The sequence below is a fragment of the Thermodesulfovibrionales bacterium genome, assembly GCA_035686305.1.
Taxonomy (GTDB): domain Bacteria; phylum Nitrospirota; class Thermodesulfovibrionia; order Thermodesulfovibrionales; family UBA9159; genus DASRZP01.
This window is the reverse complement of sequence record DASRZP010000002.1, coordinates 33779-58054: the sequence shown is the minus strand read 5'-3', so window position 1 is coordinate 58054 and position 24276 is coordinate 33779. Positions and strand designations below refer to the sequence as shown.

Annotated in this window: 26 protein-coding genes; 5 read left to right on the top strand and 21 right to left on the bottom strand. The window is 53.6% G+C overall.

The features are described 5' to 3' along the window. A partial coding sequence (locus VFG09_00295) for a hypothetical protein (GenBank protein ID HET6513579.1) occupies positions 1-310 on the top strand: 310 nt, incomplete at its 5' end. A 79-nt stretch (positions 311-389) separates the two neighbouring features. On the opposite strand, the gene VFG09_00290 is transcribed toward VFG09_00295, so the two are convergent. Then, positions 390-1796, bottom strand: coding sequence for a hypothetical protein (locus tag VFG09_00290; GenBank protein ID HET6513578.1), 1407 nt, complete (start codon positions 1794-1796; stop codon positions 390-392). A gap of 179 nt (positions 1797-1975) precedes the next feature. Here VFG09_00290 and VFG09_00285 point away from each other — a divergent pair, with 179 nt between their 5' ends. Continuing rightward, positions 1976-2488: an SET domain-containing protein gene (locus VFG09_00285; GenBank protein ID HET6513577.1), complete on the top strand. Its 513-nt coding sequence runs from the start codon at positions 1976-1978 to the stop codon at positions 2486-2488. A 25-nt stretch (positions 2489-2513) separates the two neighbouring features. Here the strand turns inward: VFG09_00285 and VFG09_00280 are convergent, their stop codons facing one another. From VFG09_00280 to VFG09_00270, 3 genes are all read right to left on the bottom strand, one after another. Next, positions 2514-3920: a hypothetical protein gene (locus VFG09_00280; GenBank protein HET6513576.1), complete on the bottom strand. Its 1407-nt coding sequence runs from the start codon at positions 3918-3920 to the stop codon at positions 2514-2516. A 264-nt stretch (positions 3921-4184) separates the two neighbouring features. Next, a complete protein-coding gene (locus VFG09_00275) occupies positions 4185-4604 on the bottom strand; it encodes a hypothetical protein (protein ID HET6513575.1) in 420 nt (139 codons plus the stop codon). 178 nt (positions 4605-4782) lie between these two features. Then, the gene (locus VFG09_00270) at positions 4783-5070 is read right to left on the bottom strand and encodes an HU family DNA-binding protein (protein HET6513574.1); all 288 of its coding nucleotides are present in this window, start codon (positions 5068-5070) and stop codon (positions 4783-4785) included. Between the two features lie 227 nt (positions 5071-5297). Here VFG09_00270 and VFG09_00265 point away from each other — a divergent pair, with 227 nt between their 5' ends. Continuing rightward, a complete protein-coding gene (locus VFG09_00265; protein HET6513573.1) occupies positions 5298-5867 on the top strand; it encodes a nitroreductase family protein in 570 nt (189 codons plus the stop codon). A 44-nt stretch (positions 5868-5911) separates the two neighbouring features. On the opposite strand, the gene VFG09_00260 is transcribed toward VFG09_00265, so the two are convergent. The 11 genes from VFG09_00260 to VFG09_00210 all read right to left on the bottom strand — a co-directional run bounded on the left by VFG09_00260 (position 5912) and on the right by VFG09_00210 (position 15103). Beyond that, the gene (locus VFG09_00260; GenBank protein ID HET6513572.1) at positions 5912-6445 is read right to left on the bottom strand and encodes a CAP domain-containing protein; all 534 of its coding nucleotides are present in this window, start codon (positions 6443-6445) and stop codon (positions 5912-5914) included. Positions 6446-6682: 237 nt separating this feature from the next. Next, positions 6683-7003: a multidrug efflux SMR transporter gene (locus VFG09_00255; GenBank protein ID HET6513571.1), complete on the bottom strand. Its 321-nt coding sequence runs from the start codon at positions 7001-7003 to the stop codon at positions 6683-6685. Beyond that, positions 7000-7905, bottom strand: a complete 906-nt coding sequence (locus tag VFG09_00250) for an N-acetylneuraminate synthase family protein (GenBank protein HET6513570.1) — start codon at positions 7903-7905, stop codon at positions 7000-7002. Before VFG09_00250 ends, VFG09_00255 begins: the two co-directional genes overlap by 4 nt. 13 nt (positions 7906-7918) lie before the next feature. Then, positions 7919-8413, bottom strand: a complete 495-nt coding sequence (locus VFG09_00245) for an HAD-IA family hydrolase (GenBank protein HET6513569.1) — start codon at positions 8411-8413, stop codon at positions 7919-7921. A gap of 8 nt (positions 8414-8421) precedes the next feature. After that, positions 8422-9240 (bottom strand): SDR family oxidoreductase, encoded by an 819-nt coding sequence (locus VFG09_00240; protein ID HET6513568.1) that lies wholly within the window; start codon positions 9238-9240, stop codon positions 8422-8424. After that, positions 9237-10577: an aminotransferase class III-fold pyridoxal phosphate-dependent enzyme gene (locus tag VFG09_00235; protein ID HET6513567.1), complete on the bottom strand. Its 1341-nt coding sequence runs from the start codon at positions 10575-10577 to the stop codon at positions 9237-9239. Before VFG09_00235 ends, VFG09_00240 begins: the two co-directional genes overlap by 4 nt. Beyond that, positions 10555-11499 (bottom strand): transketolase C-terminal domain-containing protein, encoded by a 945-nt coding sequence (locus VFG09_00230; GenBank protein ID HET6513566.1) that lies wholly within the window; start codon positions 11497-11499, stop codon positions 10555-10557. The genes VFG09_00235 and VFG09_00230 overlap by 23 nt, the downstream gene beginning before the upstream one ends. Beyond that, a complete protein-coding gene (locus VFG09_00225; protein ID HET6513565.1) occupies positions 11496-12350 on the bottom strand; it encodes a 1-deoxy-D-xylulose-5-phosphate synthase N-terminal domain-containing protein in 855 nt (284 codons plus the stop codon). The genes VFG09_00230 and VFG09_00225 overlap by 4 nt, the downstream gene beginning before the upstream one ends. Further along, on the bottom strand, positions 12332-13138 hold the full coding sequence (locus VFG09_00220) for a glycosyltransferase family protein (GenBank protein HET6513564.1): 807 nt from the start codon (positions 13136-13138) through the stop codon (positions 12332-12334). Before VFG09_00220 ends, VFG09_00225 begins: the two co-directional genes overlap by 19 nt. Continuing rightward, a complete protein-coding gene (locus VFG09_00215) occupies positions 13135-14094 on the bottom strand; it encodes a hypothetical protein (protein HET6513563.1) in 960 nt (319 codons plus the stop codon). Before VFG09_00215 ends, VFG09_00220 begins: the two co-directional genes overlap by 4 nt. A 142-nt stretch (positions 14095-14236) precedes the next feature. Next, the gene (locus tag VFG09_00210) at positions 14237-15103 is read right to left on the bottom strand and encodes an undecaprenyl-diphosphate phosphatase (GenBank protein HET6513562.1); all 867 of its coding nucleotides are present in this window, start codon (positions 15101-15103) and stop codon (positions 14237-14239) included. 676 nt (positions 15104-15779) lie between these two features. Here VFG09_00210 and VFG09_00205 point away from each other — a divergent pair. Then, positions 15780-16415: a hypothetical protein gene (locus VFG09_00205; GenBank protein HET6513561.1), complete on the top strand. Its 636-nt coding sequence runs from the start codon at positions 15780-15782 to the stop codon at positions 16413-16415. 30 nt (positions 16416-16445) lie between these two features. Here VFG09_00205 and VFG09_00200 read toward each other — a convergent pair whose 3' ends face one another. Beyond that, complete coding sequence (locus VFG09_00200; GenBank protein ID HET6513560.1) at positions 16446-17192, bottom strand: ParA family protein; 747 nt, start codon at positions 17190-17192, stop codon at positions 16446-16448. A gap of 834 nt (positions 17193-18026) precedes the next feature. Here VFG09_00200 and VFG09_00195 point away from each other — a divergent pair. After that, positions 18027-18713 carry a hypothetical protein gene (locus VFG09_00195; GenBank protein HET6513559.1) on the top strand — a complete coding sequence of 229 codons (687 nt, stop codon included), beginning with the start codon at positions 18027-18029 and terminating at the stop codon, positions 18711-18713. Positions 18714-18850: 137 nt separating this feature from the next. Here the strand turns inward: VFG09_00195 and VFG09_00190 are convergent, their stop codons facing one another. The 5 genes from VFG09_00190 to VFG09_00170 form a co-directional block, all read right to left on the bottom strand. After that, positions 18851-19540: a hypothetical protein gene (locus tag VFG09_00190; GenBank protein ID HET6513558.1), complete on the bottom strand. Its 690-nt coding sequence runs from the start codon at positions 19538-19540 to the stop codon at positions 18851-18853. 303 nt (positions 19541-19843) lie between these two features. After that, the gene (locus VFG09_00185; GenBank protein ID HET6513557.1) at positions 19844-20650 is read right to left on the bottom strand and encodes a P-loop NTPase; all 807 of its coding nucleotides are present in this window, start codon (positions 20648-20650) and stop codon (positions 19844-19846) included. Between the two features lie 37 nt (positions 20651-20687). Further along, the gene (locus VFG09_00180; protein ID HET6513556.1) at positions 20688-22259 is read right to left on the bottom strand and encodes a GNVR domain-containing protein; all 1572 of its coding nucleotides are present in this window, start codon (positions 22257-22259) and stop codon (positions 20688-20690) included. A gap of 28 nt (positions 22260-22287) precedes the next feature. Further along, complete coding sequence (locus tag VFG09_00175; GenBank protein ID HET6513555.1) at positions 22288-23508, bottom strand: hypothetical protein; 1221 nt, start codon at positions 23506-23508, stop codon at positions 22288-22290. An 8-nt stretch (positions 23509-23516) separates the two neighbouring features. After that, positions 23517-24170, bottom strand: coding sequence for a polysaccharide biosynthesis/export family protein (locus tag VFG09_00170; GenBank protein ID HET6513554.1), 654 nt, complete (start codon positions 24168-24170; stop codon positions 23517-23519). Between the last annotated feature and the right edge of the window lie 106 nt (positions 24171-24276).

Genomic DNA, 24276 nt, shown 5'->3' with positions numbered 1-24276 from the left:
GAAGCCGAAGCCCTTCAAGTCCATGGTGACCACGGCAAAGGAGGATAGGGAGTACCGGAGGGAACTGGGACAGGGCAGCACGATGAAGACGATCCGGAAGATAGCGACGGCACCCTTTGTAGGATTGGCCTATATCGCAGCTCTTCCCGTGGCCTTTCTGTTCGCCCTTGGTGTTGCGGCAGTGAACGGACTTCTGAGTCTGGCAGGGAAGGAGGCGTCCTTTGGCTGGAGACCCGTTGAAGCCTATCTGACCGGCAGGAAGAAGAGGAAGGAAGAGAACAAAGAGCATGAAAAGAAGGAGGAGAAGTAGGCCGGAGGCCTCATTAAGAAGTGGAGAACCCGCAATCCCCGCGTTCCTGATTTCACCGGGGATTGCGGGTTAGCAGGGCTCACACCTCCAGAAAATCTCTTATCTTCAGTCTCTGCACGACGAGCTTCATTTTCCCTGAGGGTCTTTTCGGGATCTCATCGACAAAATCGAGTTCTATCTCGATAGCGTCCTTCATGGGCCCAAGCATCTCGTCAAGTTTAGACCTGATGGTGAGAGTATCAGATTTGGAGAAGGCTTTCCCTCTTACGATCCTGAGATAGGCCCTCCCGGGTTCTTCTTGAACGAACTGAAACTGCTTCGTATTCGGAAATGTCTTTATCCATGGCATGAGACGCGGAATGACCTCGCCACCACTCCCGATGAGAAAGTCGTCCGTCCTGCCCTCAAGTGACGGGAAATTCTTATGGGGGCGGTTGCATTGCGAGCAGAATTCTTCATGACCCTTCACCAGATCGCCTGTCTTGTACCGTATGAGAGGCATGGCATAATTCGTGAATCCCGTAGCGACTATCTCTCTATAACCTGGAAGGGCATCCGTAAGTTCTGTCATACCATATGCAGGATGGAGGTGAAGGCGAGTGGAGCACTCGCATTCTGCCCCAATCGTCGAAAGCTCTGTCATGGCATACATCGAAAATACCCTTGCGCCAAAGGCCTCCTCAATAAGCGTCCGTTGCCAGTCATAGAGGGTTTCCGCATAGGATATAACGGCCCGGGGTTTTTTGCCCGAACTGAGATTCGTGTTCTTTATAAAGGATGAAAGGACTGATAGGGCAGAGGGAAACCCGGCTATAAACGCAGGATCGAACTCTCTTATCATATCGGAGAATTGATAAAGCCAGGCCCCTGAGAGATACCGTATGGAAAGAATCAGTTTATTGCCGTATCTGAGAAAAGGGAGGTTCTTGGTCCTTCCAACCTCTATGGAAGACCAGAGCATCACCTCTTTTGACCTGGTGCTGTGGCCTATCCTCGCTAACAGGTTAGCCCTGAAAGCATGGAAGGCGGCCACGGCTTCTCTGTTCTCATACATAGTCAGGGGTATACCGGAAGAACCGCTCGTCTGTCTTTCTCTGAGAGAGTCTGGGGCCAGATGCTCATCAACAAACTGAGCGGGATTGTCCCTTACCGTCTCTTTGGTGAGGCAGGGAAGGGTTCGTAAGTCATCGAGACTCTGCATTTTCAGGGGAGAGAAAGAAACATCGGGGAAGAGTCTTCTGTAGAAAGGGACGTTCTTCATTGCGTGATCAAGGAGATTCTTTGTCTGTTCGAACTGGTATGCGTCGAACCTCTCCCTGTCCCACTCCTCCGATTCCTTTAGAAAGGAGAGCCACCGAAAGAACCCGGGTCCGCAACATATCCTGTAACGGAGAGCGAGCGGCAACCCCTCATAGATATTGAGGGCCCAATTCTCCGCTATGGTTGACGACCTTATGAATTTTTTGAGAACCTCGAAAGGACTCATCGTCTCACATGATACTGTATTATACCTTTCCAGGGGAGATTGTGGCTTCATGAAATGTCTCAGCCTTTGCGAGCAGTATTCGTCCGTAGCCTTTTCGGGAACCGGCATCCGTTATTGCGCCCGGTAAAACCTTTGCGGCCGTCCTTCCCGAAGCAATCCCTGTGCTATAATTTTTTATCATGAGAGAGCTTGACGACATATATAGGACACCCCTGAAGAAGGTCCTCGATGAGATAAGAGAATGGAAGCGGGGCAAGGGACAATATGCCCGGTATGCGACCCGCAATATTCGAAAGGATCAGATCATCCTGTCCTTGAAGAACATTTCGAGAAAAACAGACCGTTCCACAGCCTATACCATTCGATATGATCAGGACATTTACTATGAGCCTCTCAGCGGTGTCTACTATCTCAATCACAGCTGTAATCCGTCAGGGTATATCTGTTTTGACGATTTTACCTTTCGGGCCCTCAGAGAGATAGAGGAAGGTGAAGAATTGACGTTTCACTATTGTACGACAGAGTTTGCATTGTCCGCTCCCTTCAGGTGTCTTTGCGGCTCAGACAGCTGCCTGGCATATATTCGGGGATTTCGGTTTCTCAATGTAAAAGAACAGATCAGACTCCTGCCGCTGCTCTCTCCCTTTCTGAAAAGATTCCTTTCTTGCACGAAGCCTCATCACCGGACCTGAAGCACTCTTCGGGCCGCATCGGAAGCTAAGGGTGTCCGGCAAAGGCACGGACATCGAGCATCTGGTGAACCATGGCGAACTTCCCCGACGGCATCTTCTCGATATGGTCAACAAAGACCATTTCAACCTCAAGGTCACTCTCCCTCCCCTCGAGACCAATGTCCGTAACAACCACCTTTCTGATCTTCCGGAGATCTGAATCGGAGAAGGAGTCCTTTCTCACAAGACGGAGGAGAACCTTTCCCGGGGTATCCTGGTAGAACTGAAATATTCTTACATGGTCGAAGACATCCGAATCAACCCCCACCGTCAAGGGAGAATAGAGGGCCCCGCTCTTGCCGACGAGGAGATACCGTACCCTTCCCATGGCTAAATCGAGGCACGGGTAATCACTCTTGCATCCCTGACATTTTCCCGCGGTGCGCAGCGTTCCCAAATCCGCGGTCTTATACCTGATCAAGGGAAGTGCGTAATTGATGAGGCCCGTTCCCACAATCTCGAACAGGTTGTCTCCCATGGACAGGCCCTCGAGAACGCCGTATTGCGGATAGATGTGATACGTCTGTGTCTCCATGCACTGGAAGCCATGGAGTACCTTCTCAACAAGACCGTAGGTGGTGAATGTCCTGGTATGGAACATTTCCTCGATCACTTCTCTTTGCCACGGGTAGAGGGTGTCACTCTCAACGATACAGGCCTTTATATTCTCAAAGGGTGCTATGTTTCTTTCCTTCATGAAGGTTGAAAAGGCATATAAGGCTGAGGGGATGCCATAAACGACTTCAGGCCCAAAGGCTCTCATGAGGGAGGCAAATTCTTGCTGGAGAGGCTCGTCATCAAAAAAGTAACGGGAAAGGAGCAAAGTGTTGCCGTAGCGTTTCATCCTCTGACGGCTGTTCCAGAACATGACGATCCTTGATTTCGGCGAGTAGCCAGTCTTGCTCCAGGAATAGGCAACGGTTGCCCAGTGCTTTTCCTCTGCTTCCTTGTCCGAATAGATTGTTAATGGTATGCCAGTGGAGCCGCTTGTGGTCTTCTTAAAGAGTGATCTGACCGGGACATCTTCGGCAACAAAAGCCCCGATATTATCCCTGACAATCTCCTTGTCTGTATAGGGCAAACTCTGAAGGTCTGTCGGAGAGTGCAGTTTCTCAGGCCTGAACCCATACTCGGCAAAGATCTTCCGGTAATAGGGCACGTTCTTTCCGGTATGGATCAGGAAGTGCCTCAATTCTTCAACCTGATAGGCCTCAAGCCTTGCCCTATCCCACGTTTCGCATTCCTTCAGGAAGCCGAGCCAGTATCTGAAGGTCGGACCGTAGGATATCCCGTAGCGGAACCTCAGGGGGAGTCTTTCAAGGATTCCCCTCGCGGCCTTCTCGATGATCCAGCTGGACTCGATAAACTTCTTTATGACGTCGAGCGTTGCCATCCCTTTCGGAGCCTGCTGATCCCTAAGCACCAGAACAGGGCGTAACGATGGTGTCCAGCCTGAGAGAGGGGGTTACACGATGAGGAGGGAAGCCTGAGTGTTTCGAGTCGGTCTTCGCACATTATCGAAAGGCATCGAAGAACCGAAGCAGTTCCTATTGAAAGAACTCTGTGTCACAAGCGCATGCTATCCGGAAACTCAGCAGAGGTCCGGAGAGGACCCGCTTCTCATCGCCATGGAATGTCCGCCGCTGCAAGCCGGGCCTCAAAAACTCTTGTCGCAGGACGCCTTGATAAGCTCCCTTAACCAATCATAGAGAGTCGCTTTTCCTTGCGTAAAATCTTTCAGGGGTTTCAGCTCTCTGTGCGTTTCTATCTTACCGTCTGAATAGAGCCCGATATATCCTGAAAGGATCTTCCCGCTGAGCATTGTGTAAAGACAGTATGCCCTTCCCGTGAGCATGGTGTTGTCACGGACAACGACAAAACCGATATTACCTGTGGGCGCCGTGCTCCCGTCTATTTCTCCGGGAGGGGTAATCAGATAGGTGAGTCCAAAGGCGAAGGTTCTGTCGAACTCTTTTACCCCTTCACTGACCTTCGAAAGGAAATCGAGGAGACCGCTCTCTTCTTCCCATGTCTGGAGTTCATCCACTCGTTCAATGGTCTTTTCACTCTTCACCATAACCTCTTTCTCCGCTCACGCCCGTTCTTCCCGGTGTACACCTGTCCTCCCCGGAGCCCTTGCGAAGTTCCTCAGGAGACCATCAGTATGATTGCATTGATTCAGGGAACGCCTCCCAGCCCCCTCGTAAGATAAGAGAGGCCGAGGGTGATCTATCCAACCACGGTAGCTGAAAGACTTATTTCTTGCCGAGGATGGCGTCTTTCGCTGCCTTTGCAACCCTGAACTTCACGACCTTCTTGGCCGGTATCTTGATAGCCTCGCCCGTCTGAGGATTCCTCCCCACACGCGCTTTCCGCTGCATGAGCACAATCTTTCCAATGCCGGGAAGCGTGAAAGAGTTCTTCGCCTCCTTGTAAGCGAGCTTCGCAATTTCATCAAGAACCATTGCGGCCTGCACCTTCTTGATGTCCGCCTTCTTTGCCAGGTGGTCAGCAATCTGAGACTTCGTCATAGCCTTTGCCATATCGCCTCCTTGAAAGGAATGAGTTATGAATTCTTTATAGCATAAATTATGATCTTAAGCAAGTCCGAAATGTTCTTGCCGAAGGGACCCGTCTTATATTTGTCACGGCGGGGTACTCGCCAGGTGTTAAGGTTTATGACAAGAAGCCCGATGGGAGTGTCGCTCCTTGATTGTCTGACCGGCTCCACGCAGTCTGATATAATGTGAGAAAACAGAAGGAGGAACGTATGAACGCTATCATCGAAGCGATAAGGACGAGAAGGTCAATCAGGTCCTATCAGTCAAAACCGGTATCCCGCGATATCGTCGATCTGATCATCGACGCAGGCAACGAAGCCCCGTCGGCAATGAACAGCCAGCCATGGAGGTTCGTGGTCATTGAAGACCCTGAGGTGAAGAAGAAGCTGCTCAAGGCTGCCCTTCCGAACGCAAAGAGGATTCTCGATCTGGTGAGGGAGTCCGATCCTGTGAGGTATGAGACGATCACCCGGCGGCTCAATGAATTGCCCGATCCTGTTTACTACTCCGCTCCGGTGATCATCTTCGTTATCGGATCGGGGCGTTACGCCGACCATTCCTGTCCGCTTGCCTGCGAGAACATGATGCTCGCCGCTCATTCCCTGGGGCTGGGAAGCTGCTGGGTCGGCTTCGGCTCCATGGTGACTGATGACGAGGAGGTAAAAGGGATCCTCGATCTCAAGGATGACGAGACAATATTCGGTCCCATCCTTCTTGGGTATCCCACGGCCCATCCTGAGAGGCCTCAAAAGGAGGAGCCCGCGGTGAAATGGGTTTAACCCTGATTATTCACCCGTCTTTTCTCCGGGGGCCAAACGCGGCTTCAGCAGAAGTTCTCTGTGATATATACCTTCCCGTCTTTTATGGAGGCGCCTATGCCATGGGACCTGAAGACGGGCTGAAGGATATTTTCCCTGTGCCCGGGGCTTTTCAACCAGCCCCTGACCGTTGAACGGGCGATCTCTTCAAGGCTGTTCCAGGAGTAATGGGCCCCCGTGTCCATGTATGTGACTGAAGAGAAGAGATTGTTCTGAGATATGTTCTCGGCGCCCCCATAAATGTGCTGGCCAACACGCACTGAACAGACAAAACCCTTTTTCTTATATCTCGAGAGGAAGTCCTCTCCCTCGGGGCTTCTATGGGAGAAGTAATCCCTTTCAGCCATGTCCCGGCTATGTCCCCTTGCAATGGCGGTGAGCATTGCATCCAGTGCGAGGGGCCTCAGTCCCGCATGGTGCCTTTCGATATTGATCAGCTCATGGATCCTGGTCTCCAGCTCTTTTGTATTAACGCGTGGCTCGGCAGGTTCGGCAAAGGATTGAGAAGCCAGGAGAAGAATTATGAGTAAAGGGATCATTCCTCTTCCTTGCATACATCTATTATATACAAAAAAAATGATCACACAGTATGATCATAGGCCGGATTGGCTTATGCGTGCAAGGGGAGGGTTCATAGCGCTGCTGTCTGCTGCTTCGATCGCTCCTCCCGCAGCACCTTGGCAGCCTCGATCACCGGCGAGAGGCCGAATGCACACCATGGAGCAAGCCCTCTCGTGAAAGACCGCCGATGCCATCACCCGACAGGACTTCCCATGCTACGTCGAAAGCCTTAGGCCTGCGACACCTCCCACGATCATGAGGACATAAAGTATGCGCGCCACACTCGCGGGCTCGCCAAGGAAGAGGACCGCAATCACGTTGCTGCCAACAATAGCGGTTCCGGTCCAGACTGCATAGGCCAATCCAACGGGAAGTTCTTTCAGAGACTGAGAAAGGAAAAAGGCCGCTCCCAGTCCGCAGAGGGCATAAGAAATAAGCGGCGCCACTCTGGTAAAGCCTTCAGAGAATTTCAGACTGAATATCCAGCCTATCTCAAAAAGCCCTGCCGCAGCAAGATAGATCCAGTGCATTCTCATGCCAGACAGCGCTCCTTTTCCGCGAATTGTCTGCGGAGCTTTCCCCGCGCACTCATCTCGCTTTCATAGACCCTTTTTACTCCATCGCCCATCGCCTTCTCGATGTCCCTGATGTCCTTGACGAGCCGATACATTCCGATGATCTCGACAGATGCCGCCTGGTCGGTCCCCCACATTGACCTGTCGAGGGTGACATGCCGTTCGATAAAGGTTGCGCCCAGGCTGATCGCTGCCCAGCTCGGGGCGAGACCGACCTCATGCCCTGAGTATCCTATAGGCGTCTCAGGATACTGTTCCCGGAGAGACCTGATCATCCGAAGGTTCAGCTCGGTGACATTGCATGGATAAGCCGAGGTGGAATGTGCGATAAGGAGGTTGTCCGTACCGAGCTGACGCACAGCCTCACCGATCTCCTCAGCTGTTGACATCCCGGTGGAGATGATGAGGGGCTTTCCCGTCGCCTTCATCTTCTTGAGGAGGGGGATGTCGGTCAAAGAGGCTGACGGAGCCTTGTAGATCGAAGGGTTGAACTGCTCGATAACGTCAACGGACTCCTCGTCCCAGCACGAGGCAAACCAGTCTATCCCTTTTGCCTTGCAATAGGCATCGATCCGCGCATACTGCTCAACGGAAAACTCAACCTTGTGACGGTATTCGATATAGGTCATCCTCCCCCAAGGGGTGTTCCGTTCCTGGTGCCACTGGGACTTGGGCACGCAAAGCTCAGGTGTGCGTTTCTGAAATTTGACTGCATTACAGCCCGCGAAGAGGGCGCCGTCGATCAACTGGAGTGCAAGGTCCAAGGAGCCGTTGTGGTTTATGCCGATCTCAGCGATGATATACACCGGTTCATTTTCACCGATGAATCGGTCCTTCACCCTTACTCTTCTTGCGTGATTCATTGTACCTCCCTAATTATGCCGGCCTGGTTATGTGGGAAATAATCATTTCCGCGAACTCGCGGAATGCCCCAAAGCCTCCTCTATTCGTCGAAACGAAATGGGCGATCTGAAGCACCTCCGGCACGGCGTCGGCAGGGCACGCGCAGAGGCCGACCGCATTCATCGCACCGATGTCGTTCGTGTCATCACCGATGAATGCGACTTCTTCTGGCATCAGCGCCCGTCTCTTCATGATTTCACTCACCGTCGCTTCCTTGTCCTGGACCTGAAGGTGAACCTCCCTGATCCCGAGTTTCTCGGCCCTCCTCATGACGGCGCCGGAGTTTTCGCCGGTGACAATGCCGGTCTCGATCCCCGCCAGTTTGCGGAGCCGTTCCACACCCATCCCGTCCCTCAGTGAAAATCGTTTCATCTCCTCGCCCCGCTCCGAATAATAGACTCCCGTGTCGGTCCAGACTCCGTCGATGTCAGTAAGGAGGAGCCTTATTCTCCCCGCTCTTTCCTTCATTCCATCGCTCATATAATGGTCCACCCGCCGTCAGCAACGAGGTTCTCACCGGTGATGTAGCTCGAGGCGTCGCTTGCGAGGAAGATGAGGGCACCCCGGTAGTCATGGGGATTGGCCATCCTGCCGAGGGGTGTCTTACTGGAGTACTTCTCAACAAAGAAACTATCCTGTCCGTTTCTGACCCCTCCCGGCGAGAGGGCGTTCACCCGAACACCGGCAGGTCCCCAGTAGGCGGCAAGATAGCGGGTAAAGGCGATGACGGCTCCTTTGCTCGTCGGATAGGCAGGGGACTTGAAGAACGCCTGCTCCCCCGCAGGTGTACGGTAGAGCGACTGGTCCGGAGCCACAATACCGTAAGTGGATGCAATGTTGATGATGCTTCCCTTTCCCTGCTTCTTCATCTGGCTTCCAAAGACCTGTGAGCAGAGGAAGACACCCGACACGTTCACATCCATGAACCGTTTCCACATCTGGAGAGGATAGTATTCAAACATGGATTCCTGAAGGGCGAGGAGAGGGTCTTCGAACATATCGTTCACCCCCGCATTGTTCACGAGCACATCGATGCGGCTGAATTCATTCATGACCGCGTCAAGAAGCCATCGCACAGAATCGGCATCAGTCACATCGAGAAAGTATCCCCGCGAGGGCGTCGGAAGACTCGAGGCGAATTCCCTGCAGCGCTCTTCTGCAAGATCGGCTGCGATCACATGGGCGCCTGCCTGTGCAAGACAGCGGCAATGCTCCCGGCCGAGGAGGCCGAGGGCACCGGTCACAATCGTGACGCTCCCCTCCAGGCTAAAGAGCTCCCTTATTTCATTATTCATAGCCGTCTCCCCACCGGTTTCATATCGAAATTCCCCGTCTTCCGGAAGACGGGTTCCACCGCTGCTCCCCGAAGATACTCTGCCACGCGCTGCTCCTCTACCGCCTGCCGCAGAATGGGAAGGACGGCTTCATACACGGCGAGCATATAGTCCACATCCCGATCAGAATGGCTGAAACAGAGATTATGGAACCCCGACCAGAGCACTCCGCGCTTGATCAATTCCTGCTGCATGAGGGACTTCATGGCAAGGGGGTCGCCTGCGGAAGCATCAAAGGTAATGATCGTCCTTGAGGGATATCCCTTGCATCTCGTGTAGTCCATTCCCAGGGCTTCGGCTCGCTCGTTGTAGCCTGCCTTAAGCCTTTCGCCCTGACGGGCAAGGTAGGTCGGAACATCCCTGTCTCGTATCTCTGTCAGCGTTGCGCGGGCAGCTGCGAGGGAAAGGGCCTCGCCTCCAAAGGTTGTGAAAAAGAAGACGTCTCTTTCGAGGAGCTCCATGATCTCACCCTTCCCTGCAAGTACCGAGAGCGGCATTCCATTTGCCAAGGCCTTTGAATAACAGGACAGATCGGCGCGGACCGAAAAATACTCCTGTGCACCGCCCTTTGCCAGCCTGAAGCCTGTCCACATCTCGTCGAATATCAGGACCGTATCGGTGGCGCTGCATGCATCTCTGAGATGATGAAGAAAGCTACTGCGGGGCTCGTCGAAGACCACAGGCTCAAGGATCACGCAAGCCGTGTCGTCATCGATCGAATCCAATACTGAGGTGATATCGTTATAGGCAAAGGTGTGGGTCATATCCTGAATGCATCGGGGGACACCGCTGTTTCTGTCCGTTACCCCGATATACCAGTCATGCCAGCCATGGTAACCGCAGCAGAGGATCTTGTTCTTTCCCGTATAAGCCCTGGCCAACCGCACCGCAGCCGACGTCACGTCGGCGCCGGTCTTGCTGAAGCGCACGCATGCTGCATTGGGGACCATCTCCCTGATGAGCTCTGCAACCTCGACCTCGAGGGGGTGCATCATCGAGAAGGTAATCCCTTCCTCCAGCTGAGCCCTGATTGCGTTGTCCACTTTTTCGTAACAGTACCCCAGTGAGAGAGGGCCTACGGCCATGGTGAAGTCAAGGTATTCATTGCCGTCCGCATCCCACACGTGGCTTCCCTTTCCCCTTACGAGGTACTTGGGTGCTATCCCCCGAACATATTGCCCCGGCCCCTTGGCAAGGGTCTGTGTGGCGGCCGGTATCAGGCCGACGGCCCTGCGATAGAGTTCATCAGATTTCGTGATCTCAGGAAAGGATTGGTTAAGATCGAGCGTATTCGGCATGCTTTTCAAGCTCCTTGGCAATTGATTCGGCGATGTCCTCGCCTCTGAACCTCTCGGAGAAGAGTACGTCCTGAAGCGGGGCCGGACGGAACCACCGGTCCTTCAGGTTTATCGGCATAACGTTTCCAGGCACCCTGCGCGCTGTAAGAATTTCGCATATGATCGAATAAAGTCCGCCTGAATGGAAATGGTCTTCAAGGGCAACGATGAGAGAACGGCGCGACGCTGCCTCCACGATGAGCTCCTCATCGACGGGCTTCAGGGTCCGCATGTTCACGACCCCCGCCGATATGCCCTTCGTTTTAAGAATCTCCCTTGCGGTGATCGCCTCTTTGAGGAGGATCCCGTAAGTGAGAATCATCACGTCCTCACCGGGAGAGATTACCTCGGCCTTTCCGATCTCGAAAGCCGGGGAATGATCGGTCACCGGATGGAGGTCGTTGTAGCGCATATAGCATGGAGCGGGACTGTCGATCATTGTCTTCAGTCCTATGAGCATGTCCGCCTCATCGGAAGGGCAGAATATCTGCATGGCCGGCACTAACCGCATGAGGGCGATATCCTCGATCGCCTGATGGGTCGGACCGTTTGCGGTAGAGAGGAATCCAGGAACTCCCCCAACGAGCTTCACCGGAAGTCCCGGAATTCCGATATCGGTCCTGATGAACTCGAAGCCGCGCATGGTGAGAAAGGCGGCGAGGGCATGGACGACCGGGATTCTCCCCCGCAGGGCGAGTCCGGCAGCAATGCCGATCATCGCCTGCTCTGCGATGCCGACATCTATGAACCGGCCTTCCAGGCTGTCCGTTATTTCACGGATTGCGGCCCTGTTTTCGGCGGTCAGCACCACAAGGCGACTGTCTTCAAGGGTGATATCCTTGAGACATCCGGCATAGCTCTCCGCCTTCACGCCGCTTTTCATACGAGCTTCGCCGCCAGCATCTCTGCCTCCTCAGAAGAGAAATTGCAGAACCATTTGTCTACGCGCCCCTCCAACTCAGGGAGCCCCTTGCCTCTCACCGTAGCTGCTATGACTACGGAAGGCATACCTTTTTCGAAGGGAAGGCCCCTGAAGACCCTTGCAAGGTCGGCGAAATCATGGCCGTCAACCGTTCGCACCGATGTTCGGAAGGCCGCGAATTTTGCCGCAAGGGGCTCCAGACGGACAAGATCTTCGGTCATGCAGTTGGCCTGAAACCTGTTCCTGTCTACAACGATGACAAGATTCTCCAGCCCCTGGCTGGCGGCAACGAGAAGCGCTTCCCATATGGACCCTTCGTTCAGTTCCCCGTCACCGAGAATAACGACGACCCTGTTTGAAAGCCTTCTCATCGCGCAGTCGATAGCAACTCCCGCAGCCACCGGAAGGATATGTCCGAGTGAGCCTGAGTGAAATTCGACGCCGGGGATAGCGGCGTTCGGATGCCAGTAGATTGAGTCCGCGATGCTGAGATGATCATGCAACCGGGCCGGATCGAGGACGCCCGTTTCTGCCAGAACAGCATAGAGAGCAGGCACGGCGTGTCCCTTGGAGAGAAAAAGGTAGTCCCGGTTGTCGTCGCAGAGCGTTTCTCTCGAGATATTCAAGAAATTTGTGTAAAGAAAGAGCAGGACATCGGCACATGAGAGGGCCGAGCCGACAAAGCATCCCCCCCTGGCCGACATCCGTAAGATGTGCTCCCGGACCTTTCTCGATGCCTTTCTGAGCCGGAGCTCTTCCGCATTTCTCGTGCTCATATTACTCATGCGCTGCGTCACGCTCCAGCCTTCCATGCGGCCTGCGCAGGCCCTATTGTCTTCAGTTCATTGGCATGATGCCGGTACCAGATCACTCCTGCATGTCTCCTGTTGATCTCCTGGATATGCGGCTTTTCATCGAGGAGTTGAAGAATCTCTTTCATGTCGAACGAAGGGTTACGGGGGTAAAGTTCGTCGTATACCCTCTCTATGAATTGATAATCCTCGCGGTAATCGAGCACCCACCGATGGCTCATCGAGTAGTCGAAGCCCGTTTCCCACGTGACATTTCCGATACGAAATCTCTCCGGGTTGTCCCAAATGAACGGTGTGGTATGCTCCCTCTCGAAGGTCTTGTCAGCCTCCTTCCATGCCGCCTCAAGGACTTCCATGGGAATGACCTCGACGTCATTTCCATCAGGATAGGAGGCAGGATGGAGATTGCTCACAAAATCGAGGGAACCGCGATTCCCTTCGTAAAAGGCGACAACACGGTCGATGATCTTCGGATCGATGAGGGGACAATCGGAGGGTATTTTCACGACCGTGTCAGCTCCGAAGGCAAGGCCTGTCCTGTAGTGTCTGTCGAGGAGGTCGGAAGGATGGCCCCTGAAGCAGGAAAAGCCTTCGCGTTCACAGAGATTCAGGATTGCATCGTCTTCGGATGCCGTTGTCGTCGCGACGACGGTATGCGTCAGCAGAGCCGATCTCAGGACCCGTTCGACGAGCCGGACCAGCGCTGCCTTGCCGGCGAGGGGCAGCATGACCTTTCCCGGGAGCCTGGTGGACCCGCAGCGGGCCTGGATAACCCCAAGTATCCTCATGCGAGATGCTCCCGGCATACCTGCGCAATATTTTCGGCTGATCTGCCACCGTTCTGAATGGGCAGCAGCCGTTTCAGCTCTTCCCTGTCAAAATAGGAGTGGACCTCCTTGCCGAGGGCAAGGCCGACAAAAGAGACGGAAGAATACTGGGTGATCAGCACATCGCAATTCGCGATCATCGGATTGATATCGCAGTCCTGGAAGACGAGGGCCTCGGGGACAATCCTCTTGATCTCATTCGCGCGCTCGGTCTTCTCATTGGGGTGGAGCTTGAATATCATGGGTCTGCCGTTGGAGATCTCTTGCGCCTCTCTGATAAATCGCTTCCTGTTGTCGGGCTTGAATGTCTCTCTCGCATCGGATGTGGCGACGAGCGTGAAATTCTTGTGCGGGAAATCACTGAAACGATGCCTTTCGATATTGTCGAAGTTGGGCAGGCCGGTAACGGCGATCTTCTTCGGATCAACTCCCTTTCGCACGAAGAGCTCCCGGTATCCTTCGGAGGCAACGCAGAATTTCTCGTAGGAATGGGAAAGCCCTGTCATCGCGGTACTCGCAAGATACCGGGGCAGCCTCAGTGTGCGCACGAGATGATAGACAGCGTTCTCGGGATCCGTCATCCCTTCCTGCACGAGCACGATCTTCTTGTCCCTAATGTTCTTCTGGATAATGAGGTCCTGACAGGTTACCACGAGGTCGTAGGAGTTCCGTTCACCCCGGTAATCGATCTTGAGGCCATGCTTCTGGAAATGCCCTTCGGTATGTTCCCTGAACCGTCCGCCGAGCACCGTGAAATCAAGCAGTCCCCTTTCGGTAAGAGCCTTCACGATGCCGTCTCCGTAATAGGGGGTGAAGAAGCATTCATGTTCGACGAGATGGTTTGCTATCTTATGCATGATGGTGGTCTGGTTGAGGGAGCCGCAGATGAAAAGTATCTTTCTCTTTTCTCTCTTCACGATTTAGAGCATACAACGCAATTGTTAACAGATAATTAACAGAATATTACAATTGTGTGAAATTTTGCGGAACCGCTGAAAGACCTCTGGGCCAACCTCAGACCGACGGAGGGGTTCGTTCGAAAACAGGGAAGGGTCTGCCTTACGAGAAGAGTGTGACGTGAAGGAGGAAAACGGCAAGGGAGGCGCAAAGACAGTATATTCCAAAAAAATGCCAGCGCCCGCGCTCCAGCCAGTCGGACAACCAGCGAAGGGCCAGGATACCGGTGCCAAAACTCAATACCATCCCAAGGAGACTCGGGTAGAAGAGACTCATCATACTTGCTGACATTGACGGGCTCATGTGGTGCGCCTTCAAGAGCCTCAGGACTTCCCGGACGATAACGGGCGGAGTAAGGACAACGGCGAGGGCAAAACTGAATTCCTCTATCCTTGCTCTTTCGATCCCCAAGAGGAGCCCCGTCGAGATCGTCGCCCCTGAACGGGAAAAGCCGCGGAATGGCAGGCAGACACCCTGCATAATCCCTATCCAGATCGACCTCCTCGTGTCCAATGCCGACGGTGCTTCCCGGCGCTCATGGGCTTTCCATCCCGCGATGATGATCAAAATGCCGACTGTGGCAAGGGAGATCGAGATCAGAACCAAATTTCCGAAGAGCAACTCTATTTCGGCATGAGGGAGATCCTTCATAAAGAGTTTCTCGATGAGGAGTTTCAGAGAGAGGCCCGCCACCGCCGTGAAGACTGTGGCGAGGGCAACGAATTTCGCTGAAGTTAGAAACACTTTGCGGGAAGCAAAAAAATGTCGCTTCCATGCTCTCCAGAAAAACCCTATGACGGCGAACATGGTGCCCGTGTGGAGCATCACGAGCAGCAGGGTCATTTCAGGGCGCGTGGGATCAAGCCCCATGAGTTTCTCTGCCACAATGACATGTGCGGAACTCGATACCGGCAGCAGTTCAGCAGCGCCCTGCACGATCGCGAGCACCATGATCTTGAATATGCTCATATCACGCAACCCCCGTCAAAAAGGCCGTCGACTGCCGTCATCTGCAAAAGGCAGACACGGCGTAAAGCACACCATTATATCATACGGGAGAAAAGGGTTTTTATGGAGGCGCGGGCGCGCCGGTATCGCATCTGCAGCCCGTACTCCTGCGGCAAAGGAAACATATGCCCGCGTCGACCCGCTCCGATCCTTTTTGGGCCTCCTTCACTGAGGTCCGCCTCTTCCTCTTGCTGTGCCGCCGCGACTCGATCGCATAGATTACACATCTGTCATGCCATGCAGGGGTAGAGCAGTATGTGAGATCTATCATCAGCGATGACAAGGCGGCTTTGCAGAGTTTCGGCTTATTGACGCTCAAAGGACACATGACTTCATCCCACCAACGCAAGGGTTCTCCTCATAATTCTATTCGGGGCACCATTGCAGGAGTATGACGGTACTGTTAAAGATCCGTGAACAATGAAAGCTGACTCCTTCAGCAGGGAGTGAAAATTTAACGCGAGATTCATCATTCTGCAACAATAATCTGGTATAGTTCAGTCAGTTCGCGGGCACTTTGCCGCGTCAAGCGGGGCGGAAGACCCCGTCAATCCCGTGGCGGTGTATCACTCTATGGAGTTCCCTGAGTCCTTGTTTATTTGGGGTAAGAAGCCATGGGGCTTAAGAGGAAACTGAGATGAGACTTTATTCAAGACTGTTTCATTCGCGGCGGCGTCGCAGAGAGTTGCCTGCCCTGACTGCAAACCTCTGCGATGACCTGGAAGATGTCAGGCGCCTGTGGTTTCATTCATGCCTCGAATCCTTGAAAGAAACGGCCGGATATCGTGCGGCTCAACCCTTGAGTGATGATCTTGCGAGAAAGACTGCCTGCACCGTAAAGGCTTATCAGGCGACCCTCCTTTCCCGCCTGCTCCGAGAGCATGCTTACCTGGCTCCGTCAGTGGCAGAAGAGTTTGTTCCTCTGTTGTGCGAACAGATCCTGGGAGAAGAGTTACACGACTGTATCCTGTATTACAAGAGGTATAGTGAAGCCGGGGAAGGTCAGCAATTGTCTCTCTTCTCTTGTGATGTCGCTCAACACTTCCTAGGCTGCGAGACTCCTTTGCCGGAGTCTCTGGTAGTATCATTGCGTTGTTGCTCCCTCCTCGTCGATCTCACTCACATGTGCGTTGCGAAGACCTTTGACGATCACGAGACTGTCCGGACGTTAGAAGACCGTCTCAGGAATGGTTATGAGAACAAAGGGCAGGACCGGAGGGACAATCCTCTAGCCTTTTTGCGCGGGTTATATGGCGGCGGAAACGAGGAATAGCGAGGATCGGCGCTCAAGTGTTTACGGCACTTACGATCCGATCCGGTACAGGAGCCATTGAGCGACTTGCCGATAATCGTGCGCCCCATGTGAGTGCGGCGAGTAGAGCACAGCCGGCAGCCCGCTCCTCGGCGCCTCGGCGAGGGACACGTTCTCGCGGACCGTCGGTCCAATCCCTCCTGGCAGAAGCTCCTCCATCTTCGCAAGAAACTCACTGTGTATGCGCCGCCGCATCTGAGCCCTGCAGGGGAGTATGGCGCTGACGGAGAGGGCTGGATTTTCCGATCGGAACAAATTTACTGCCTCCATCATCTGCATCAATCCCACATAGGAGAGATAATTGGCTTCCACAGGGATGACGACATGGGGGCTCGCCTTCAAGGCGTTCATCGTAAGAATTCCTAAACTGGGTGGACAGTCAGCGATGACAAAGTCCCATGATCCTTCCGTATGCCTGAGGCATCGCATCAAGAGTTCCCTTCCGGCATATCCAGCAAATCTCTGCCTCGCTTCCGCAAGCCCCCGTCCTGCCGGCACGAGGTCTACTCCTCCCGCCCTTGTTGAGAGAACAGGTAGGGAGGATGTCTGCTGAAGAGCACGAAGGAGGGCGCTTCCATCGTCATCGATGCCGAAGGACAGACTCGCGCTCCCCTGAGGGTCGAGATCAATCACAAGGACTCTCTTTCCCATTTCGCCCCAACAAGCAGCAATATTTATTGCCGAGGTGGTCTTCCCGACCCCGCCCTTATGATTGACGATCGCGATAACCTGTTGCACACGGCCTCCCTGACAGACATTGTCGACCGCCAGACTCATCGTGCCGGTATGCTGCACTGATGCGATGGGGCCTCATCTCTGACCGATTAGAATGTTAGAGGCATTATAGCCGATCCTCGGGAGTGAATTCCACCGAGCTTCGAGCAACCTTCATTTCGTTCTGAAGTTGCAGGTTGATACCTGTTCGACAGGAGCAGCAGCTTGAGCAATGGGACGTTTTAGGTCTTGGGCTTCCACGACACCTGGACGCACTCTTCCTGCTCGTTGTGCTTTCCGCAGAAAGAAAAACCCGGACAGATCATCGGATCGCTCCGGGTTTTTGGTCCGGGTTTTCTGGTCCCTGGTAAGAGGTCAGCAAAATCCCCGGCCCCATCGAAAACCACCGAAGAGGTCGGCTATGCCCGAAGCTAGCAATAGTTATGCCTAAGCAAGTAATATCATGATACCATACTAACCCCTTATCCATGCAAGTTTCTTGTATGCCTATCCCCTCCATAGCCGGGATGATTCTTGACAATAACCGCCATATCACTGCCAAAAAACTTACTCCTGTGAGGGGGAGCTTGTTTTCACCGAGGTGTTAGAATTCACATAAATTTAACCCTGTTGTCATAATGTTGTAATGCGTTTTGTGGTTTACTATGAGTAAGCTGTGCGGGTACTCTGCTGACCTTATAAGTATATATGAGGAACCAAAAAGCCCACCTTCTTGAGCGATATGCTCGCGAGGTGGGCTTTTTGGTTTAATAAGCAACATATTCTGATCTGAAGCCAAAGCCATCTTGAGATGGCGGTCTGAAGTAAAGGAATTTACGATAGAAAGGAGGTGATATCATGCAAACAGCTAAGAAAATGGCCGTTGTTATGCTTTTGGCAATGGTCGCTCTGACTGCGATCAACTCGACAGCCTATGCCACCTTCGAGATGAAGTTGTGGGACAGCGACGGCAATTCGGTGACCGTTCCGGAGACCGTCCCTGGGTCAGGGCAGATAATTAAGATTGATGGGACTCTCGGCAGCTGGACATTTTCGCAGAATGTGGGATTGGGCTCTCCCCTGGTAGGCTCTCTATCCGCCCCTGAGATGGACCTTAACTTTGGCATATCATCAGGTCCCACCACCAGTGGTAAGTGGCTAAAGATTGCACTGAGCGAAACAGGTTTTACAACGGGACCTGCCGGGGTGACGCTCACAGCAGGTGGAACACTGGGTGGCGGTAACGACGTGTTCCAGGCTTACTATGATCCGACCAATCAACTTTATGGTGGAATCACAGGTTCAGCAATCAGTGCCTTAGGTCCCTATACCAGCAGTTCCTTTAACGGTACCAACAGCAACGGCTCAATTGCCGGCGGCTTATATTCACTCTCCGTACTGGGTACTTTTACCTCGAATGGGCAAAGCCTGCATTCCGGTGGCGACGTGGGTATGACAGTAACGCCTACACCAATTCCTGCCGCGCTGTGGCTTTTCGGCCCCGGTCTGGTTGGTCTTGTCGGGCTCAGGAAAAAGCTGAGCTGAAAATGTGTGGCTCTGGCCTGTTGTGACTGGCGGGCATGCGCAAGAAGATGAAGAAATAAGACATAGCTTAATGTGACGAAGGGGAGCGGTAATGCTCCCCTTTTCTGATCATAGCGCTGCATCAACTATATTGTTTATTACGACTTTTTCTGCCTCCCTTTCCTCATATACGCATCGGCGAGCTCCCCCTCGGTACGCGGGGCATGCTGCTCACGCGCTTCCCTTTCCATCCGTGGTCTCGAAAAAGCGGTATTTCCGATCTCCTTGACGCCCTCCACAACTCCGACGAGCATGTCTTTTACCGCCTTCAGGGCTGTGTTTCCGATACTGCCCGCTCCTTCGATCGCTCCTCCTACGGCAGCCTTGGCAACGTCAGTCACGTTTCCTCCGATTTCCTTGGCAGCCTCGATCACCCCGTCAACAGCCCTCCGTGCCACAAGAGCGATGTCGGCTCCAACTTCCGCAGCTCCCTTGACCGCACCCTTCGCCGTCTGGCTCGCAACCGTAACAACGTCTCCACCAATATCGCTCACTCCCATGACAATGCCCTTTGCCACGCTCTTTGTGCTCAGAACAAGACCGGCGCCGACCTCCTCTGTTGCGGTTATGGCGCCCTTGAGCACCTCCTTTGTGATTGACAGGCTCTCGCCCGCCACAGCTCCGCCGGCCCGGAGGGTGTTCGACACGGTATTCCTCACGAGACTTACGATCTCAGCCTCGATCTCATTAATCCCCTTCAGACTGCCTACGATACCTTCCTTGACCGTCGTGCCTGCAATTCCGATTCTTTCATGGTACGGTATATCACTGACTCCTTCGGCGTACATAATGCACCTCTCTTTCTGCTATCCATCTTCACTTACAAAGTAAAAAAAGCGACCTTCTCCAGATGGTTTAGCCTTCTCGTCCTCTCGTCTACAGGCTACCATACCCTTCAGTTATATACAACGGACAAACATGCCGATAACGTCAGGAAGAAGGCAAATAAACGGCCTGCAGCCTTGATAATTGTTTTTATCTTACTTTCAGTCGCGAAAGGACCAATTCGTACATTGCCTCATGCTCGGGAGCGCGTCTTTCATTACTTGCCTCCGATTGATGCTACCAGTAACCACGATCCAGGACAAAGGCTAACATCTGTTCAGAATAAATCCCAGGATCTTCTCCTTCGGAAGGAACTGGAGCGCCCTCTTAACATCGTCCATCGATGTCTTGCCTGCCTGAACAACGACAACCACATAATCTACAAGCGGGGCAAAAGCCAGGACATCTGCGCCGGTCAGGATGGGAGGGAGATCAAAAAGAAGATACCGTTCGGGATAGCGCGTCTTCATCTCCGACACCAGTTTTTTCATGAGGGGCGATCCGAGGATTTCTGCGCTTTCCTTGTAGGAACGGCCGCCGGAGATAAGCGTCATTTTTTCGACTCCCGGCCACGTGATTAATTCGGAAAGGGGCGAGCCGTCCACGAGGTGATCTATCAACCCCTTTTCGCTGGCGTATCCCAAATACTTATGAATACTCTGATTTCTCAGATCGCCATCAATAAGCAAGACCGTATGCTGAAACTCACGGGCGAAGGTGAAGGCGAGATTAATGGCCGCAAGGGTCTTCCCCTCTCCCGGCAGGGCGCTGGTAACCATGATGGTGTTGCTCCCTGACCCCCTGGTCCGCTGCAGGAGATGTGTCCGCAGGACCCTGTAAGACTCAGCCTCCGGCATATTGTCGAGATAGGCAAGACAACGGTTCCTGGCGATGACCCCGGGGTCCAAGTCGACAGTCCGGGATTGAGAGTACTTTGGAGAGACCCATCCGGATATCTCCTTGTCTTTTTCTTCGGGATTGATCTGCACAGGGGGCCCGGATCTTTCCCCGCTCTTCTTCTCCGGACTCTTTCTATTGAACGACGTCAGCGCCTTCCTTATCTTCCGTATCATTTCTTCCACTTCCTTAAAAATAAACACTCTTTCCTATTCAGCCCGGCAAACGTCGTGCGACACGAGCCCAAAGGACGTTCAGATCGATCACAAAGAAATGGAGGGCCATGACGAGGGCAACCATCAGGAGCAACGCTGTACCGACAATCACCCTTATCCGTCTCCTCTTTCGAAGCTCATCCTCCAGGGTGACAATCTCCGGTATCTCTGCAAGAACGGGGAAAGGGAACCGCGCAGCAAGATCTTCATGGCTGCGCGCAGAACTGTCACCGGCCTCCCGCAGCCACGCTGTTCCCGCGCCAGATCCGACCCCCAAAATGAGGCCGATCAGGAGGATCGCGGGGCGGTTCGGTCTTACCGGTTTTTCCGGGAGCCTCGCAGGATCAATCACGGTGAAGCGCTCTCCCATTTGGCCTTTTTCGAGGCCCTGAGCCACCCTCGCCTCCATAAACTTCTTCATGAGATCGTCATACTTGGCCTGGGTATTGTTTCTCTCCACCATCAGGTTCTTGTACCCCTCCTCCACCCTGGGTGACATCTCCAACCTTTGGCTGTAATCGTCTCTCTTCTTCTCCAGATCACTTATCTGCCGTGTGACTGACTTGATCTCGGACTGGGTGCTGGCCAATTGTGCGGCAAGGGCAACATAGGCAGGGTTGTCCGGTTTTTCCGGGTTCGGCTCCTTACCGTTTTCGGCGCGGAGTCTCTCTTCAAGCTCGGCGATTTCCTTCTTTGTCTTCTTCACGTCGGGATACTCGTCGGAATACTTCGACCTGAGCATTACCAGCTTCGCCCTCAGATCCTTCAGGAGTTCCTTGTCCTGATTCTTTGCATCAGGCTCCATGCTCGTGAGCTGGCTCTGCAGATAGCTCTCCTTCTCTCTCAGGGTACGGAGCTGGTCATGGAACTGATCGAAACTCCTGTCGGCCCAGTCCAGGGTCTGGAGGTTGTAATTGAGGAGCTCGGGAAGTGAACGAGGGTTCTTCTCCTTGTACTCGGCTATCTTCTTCTCTAACGACAGCAGGTGCGTCTGGACGGTCTTCATCTCGTCCTCGAGGAATTTCGAGGTTCCGGCTGTCTGCTGACCTACCACCTTCATGTTCTCCTCGAGATAGAGAGAAGCAAGGACATTGGCGACCTGCTGGACCACCATGGGGTTCTTTCCCTCGTAGGACACGGTAAAGGCGATGGTCGCAGCGGTCTTCTGGCCTGTCCGGCGGTCTATCACGTCTGCCATGACAGTCTCGAACTTTATATCCTTCTTTCTCATGCCGTCGATGATCTCTTCCGTAGTCAGCCTGCTCCGTTTATCAGCGTAGAGGTTGAAGCGGTTGATGATCTCGAGGAGACGGGCCGAGCTCATGATCCTCTGGTTGATGCTCTGGAGACGCTGCTCCACGAAGCTCGTCACCGTTGCCATGACATATTCCCTGGGGATTTCCTGCTCTTCGACCAGGATCGTCGATGTGGAGCGGTACACAGGCTCCAAAAGCACCACGACCCCCGCCGACAGGAGGAAGACCGCAAGGGCCGGCACAAGAAGCGCCAACCGTCGCCTCTTCGCTATCGCGAGGACATCCCCGATCTTTATCGCCTCATTTTGTTTCACAACACTTCCCTCATTTCTCTTGATCACCCTAATGGAACAAGGGGCTCTGGAATAACAGGCGAAGAGAGATCACCTGTCTGTTCGCCGAGGTGTTTGACGCAGGATAGTCGACCTTGGTGTATTCGTAGGACAGCTCCATGGCCATATCTTTCGAGAATTCGTAGCGGAGCGAGGGGCTGACCACCAGAGTCTTCTGGTTGATAACCTGCGAGGAGAATCGTGAAGGGTCGGATTTGAGCGTGTAGTAGGAGGAAGAAAAGAGGGCCGACAGCTCTGAAGCAAGCCGATACTGGGCCGAGAGCGTCACGGCATTGCTCTCGGCTGCACCGTTGTAACCGGTCGAGGTGCTGAGACTCCTCGTGTAAGCTAGAGCGCCATTGACGTATTCACCGCCATAATTGAGCGAGGCCTTTCCCCACCATCCCCAGCCTGAATTAGTCCGTTGTTCCGTGACCACGTGGTAGCCAACGGGGATCTCCAGGCCGTCGATGTCCAAAAAATCAGGTACCAACTGACCTACAAGCACGGTGGACCTTACGTAAATGGGTCCAATGTCGGCGCTTACACTCCAGAGTTCATCAATCTGCCGTGAAAAACCCACTGTACCCGCGATATTATCGGTCCGGGAAGTGCTGGAGAAATAATGACCGTACCCGGCATTCAGTCTCCCCTTCACCGAGGGGAAGTACTCGCTGAGATCGTATTCGAGCCCTGCGTTCAGATTGTGGGACGTATCGTTACTGCTCGTCGCATTTTCAAAATGGTCCCTGGCGTAGCTATAGGAGAGTTGCGCTGCTGCCTTTTCGGTAAGCCGATAGTCAGCGGACAGGGAAGAAGTAATACGGTCCCAGGGAGACTTTGTCGTCACGATGCCGGTACTCCCCGTAACGAGGGCCGGATTGGGAAGCCTCACATAGGACGCTTCGGCTGAAATGCCGAGCAGGGGCGTGACGAGGTACCGCAGTCTTCCGCTGTAGGTCTTATTTGTCGCGCTGAGGCCCTGGTTTTCGGCATATTCGAGCCTGTCGAATCGAACAAGCAGATCTCCATCGAAACGCCCTGTATGGTCGACGATTTCCAAACCTGGAGAGATCGTGGTGATGAAATCATCCTTCATATCGCTTGCCGCCAGCAAGATGTTCGTATTATATTCCTCTTTGACCGTGATTGACGGAACAATGCTGAAGTCGTCTCCCCATCCGGGCGCCGCGCATGACAGGAGCAAGAGGATAGAAAGGAGTACGGGCACATAGAGCATCAGGGGATGACGACAATGTCGCCCCGTTTGAGCATGATGTTCCGATCGAGCCGCTTACCTTCGACAACCTCGTCGTATTCAAAGGGAAAGATGACGGTCTCGTGGTCTTCCTGCCGGAATATCTTAATCTTGTTCCTCTTCGCGAAGATATTGAGACCCCCGGCAGTGGCGAGGGCCTGCAGGACATTGACATTGGTATTCATGATGTACCGGCCGGGCGCGTTGACTTTGCCGATGACGTAAATGATCATGCTGTTCACCTGCTTGACCTCAACTGACAGCGTCGTCCCCGGGACATAACGGTCGAGCCTCTTTTCCATCTCTTCTTTGACGTCGGCTACGGTCCTCCCCTCAACACGCACTTCTCCGATCAGAGGGAATGAGATGGCCCCATCGGGCCGCACAATGCACGACCGCGTTAAAGCCTCATCCTTCCACACGGCAACATCAAGCACATCTCCCGGCCCTATGAGATAACTCGACGCATCGGGCGCCCCTTCCGTCGGAGACGTTTCGGGGGTTGCCGCTGCCTCGGACCCCGGGGGAGCGGAGATATCTTCGCCTCCAGCCCGCGACAGGACCGGAGAGGAGGCGACGAGGGTCCCGGCCATTATGAGAGTCAGTACTATCCGAAGCATTCTCGTTCGTTCCACGACAGTTCTCGTAACGCAGCTTGCGCCACAGTATTCTTACGATGGGTCTCTTGCCGTACTAGTTTCGCTGACTGAACATGCTAACCCAAAGGTCATTACCGTTTTA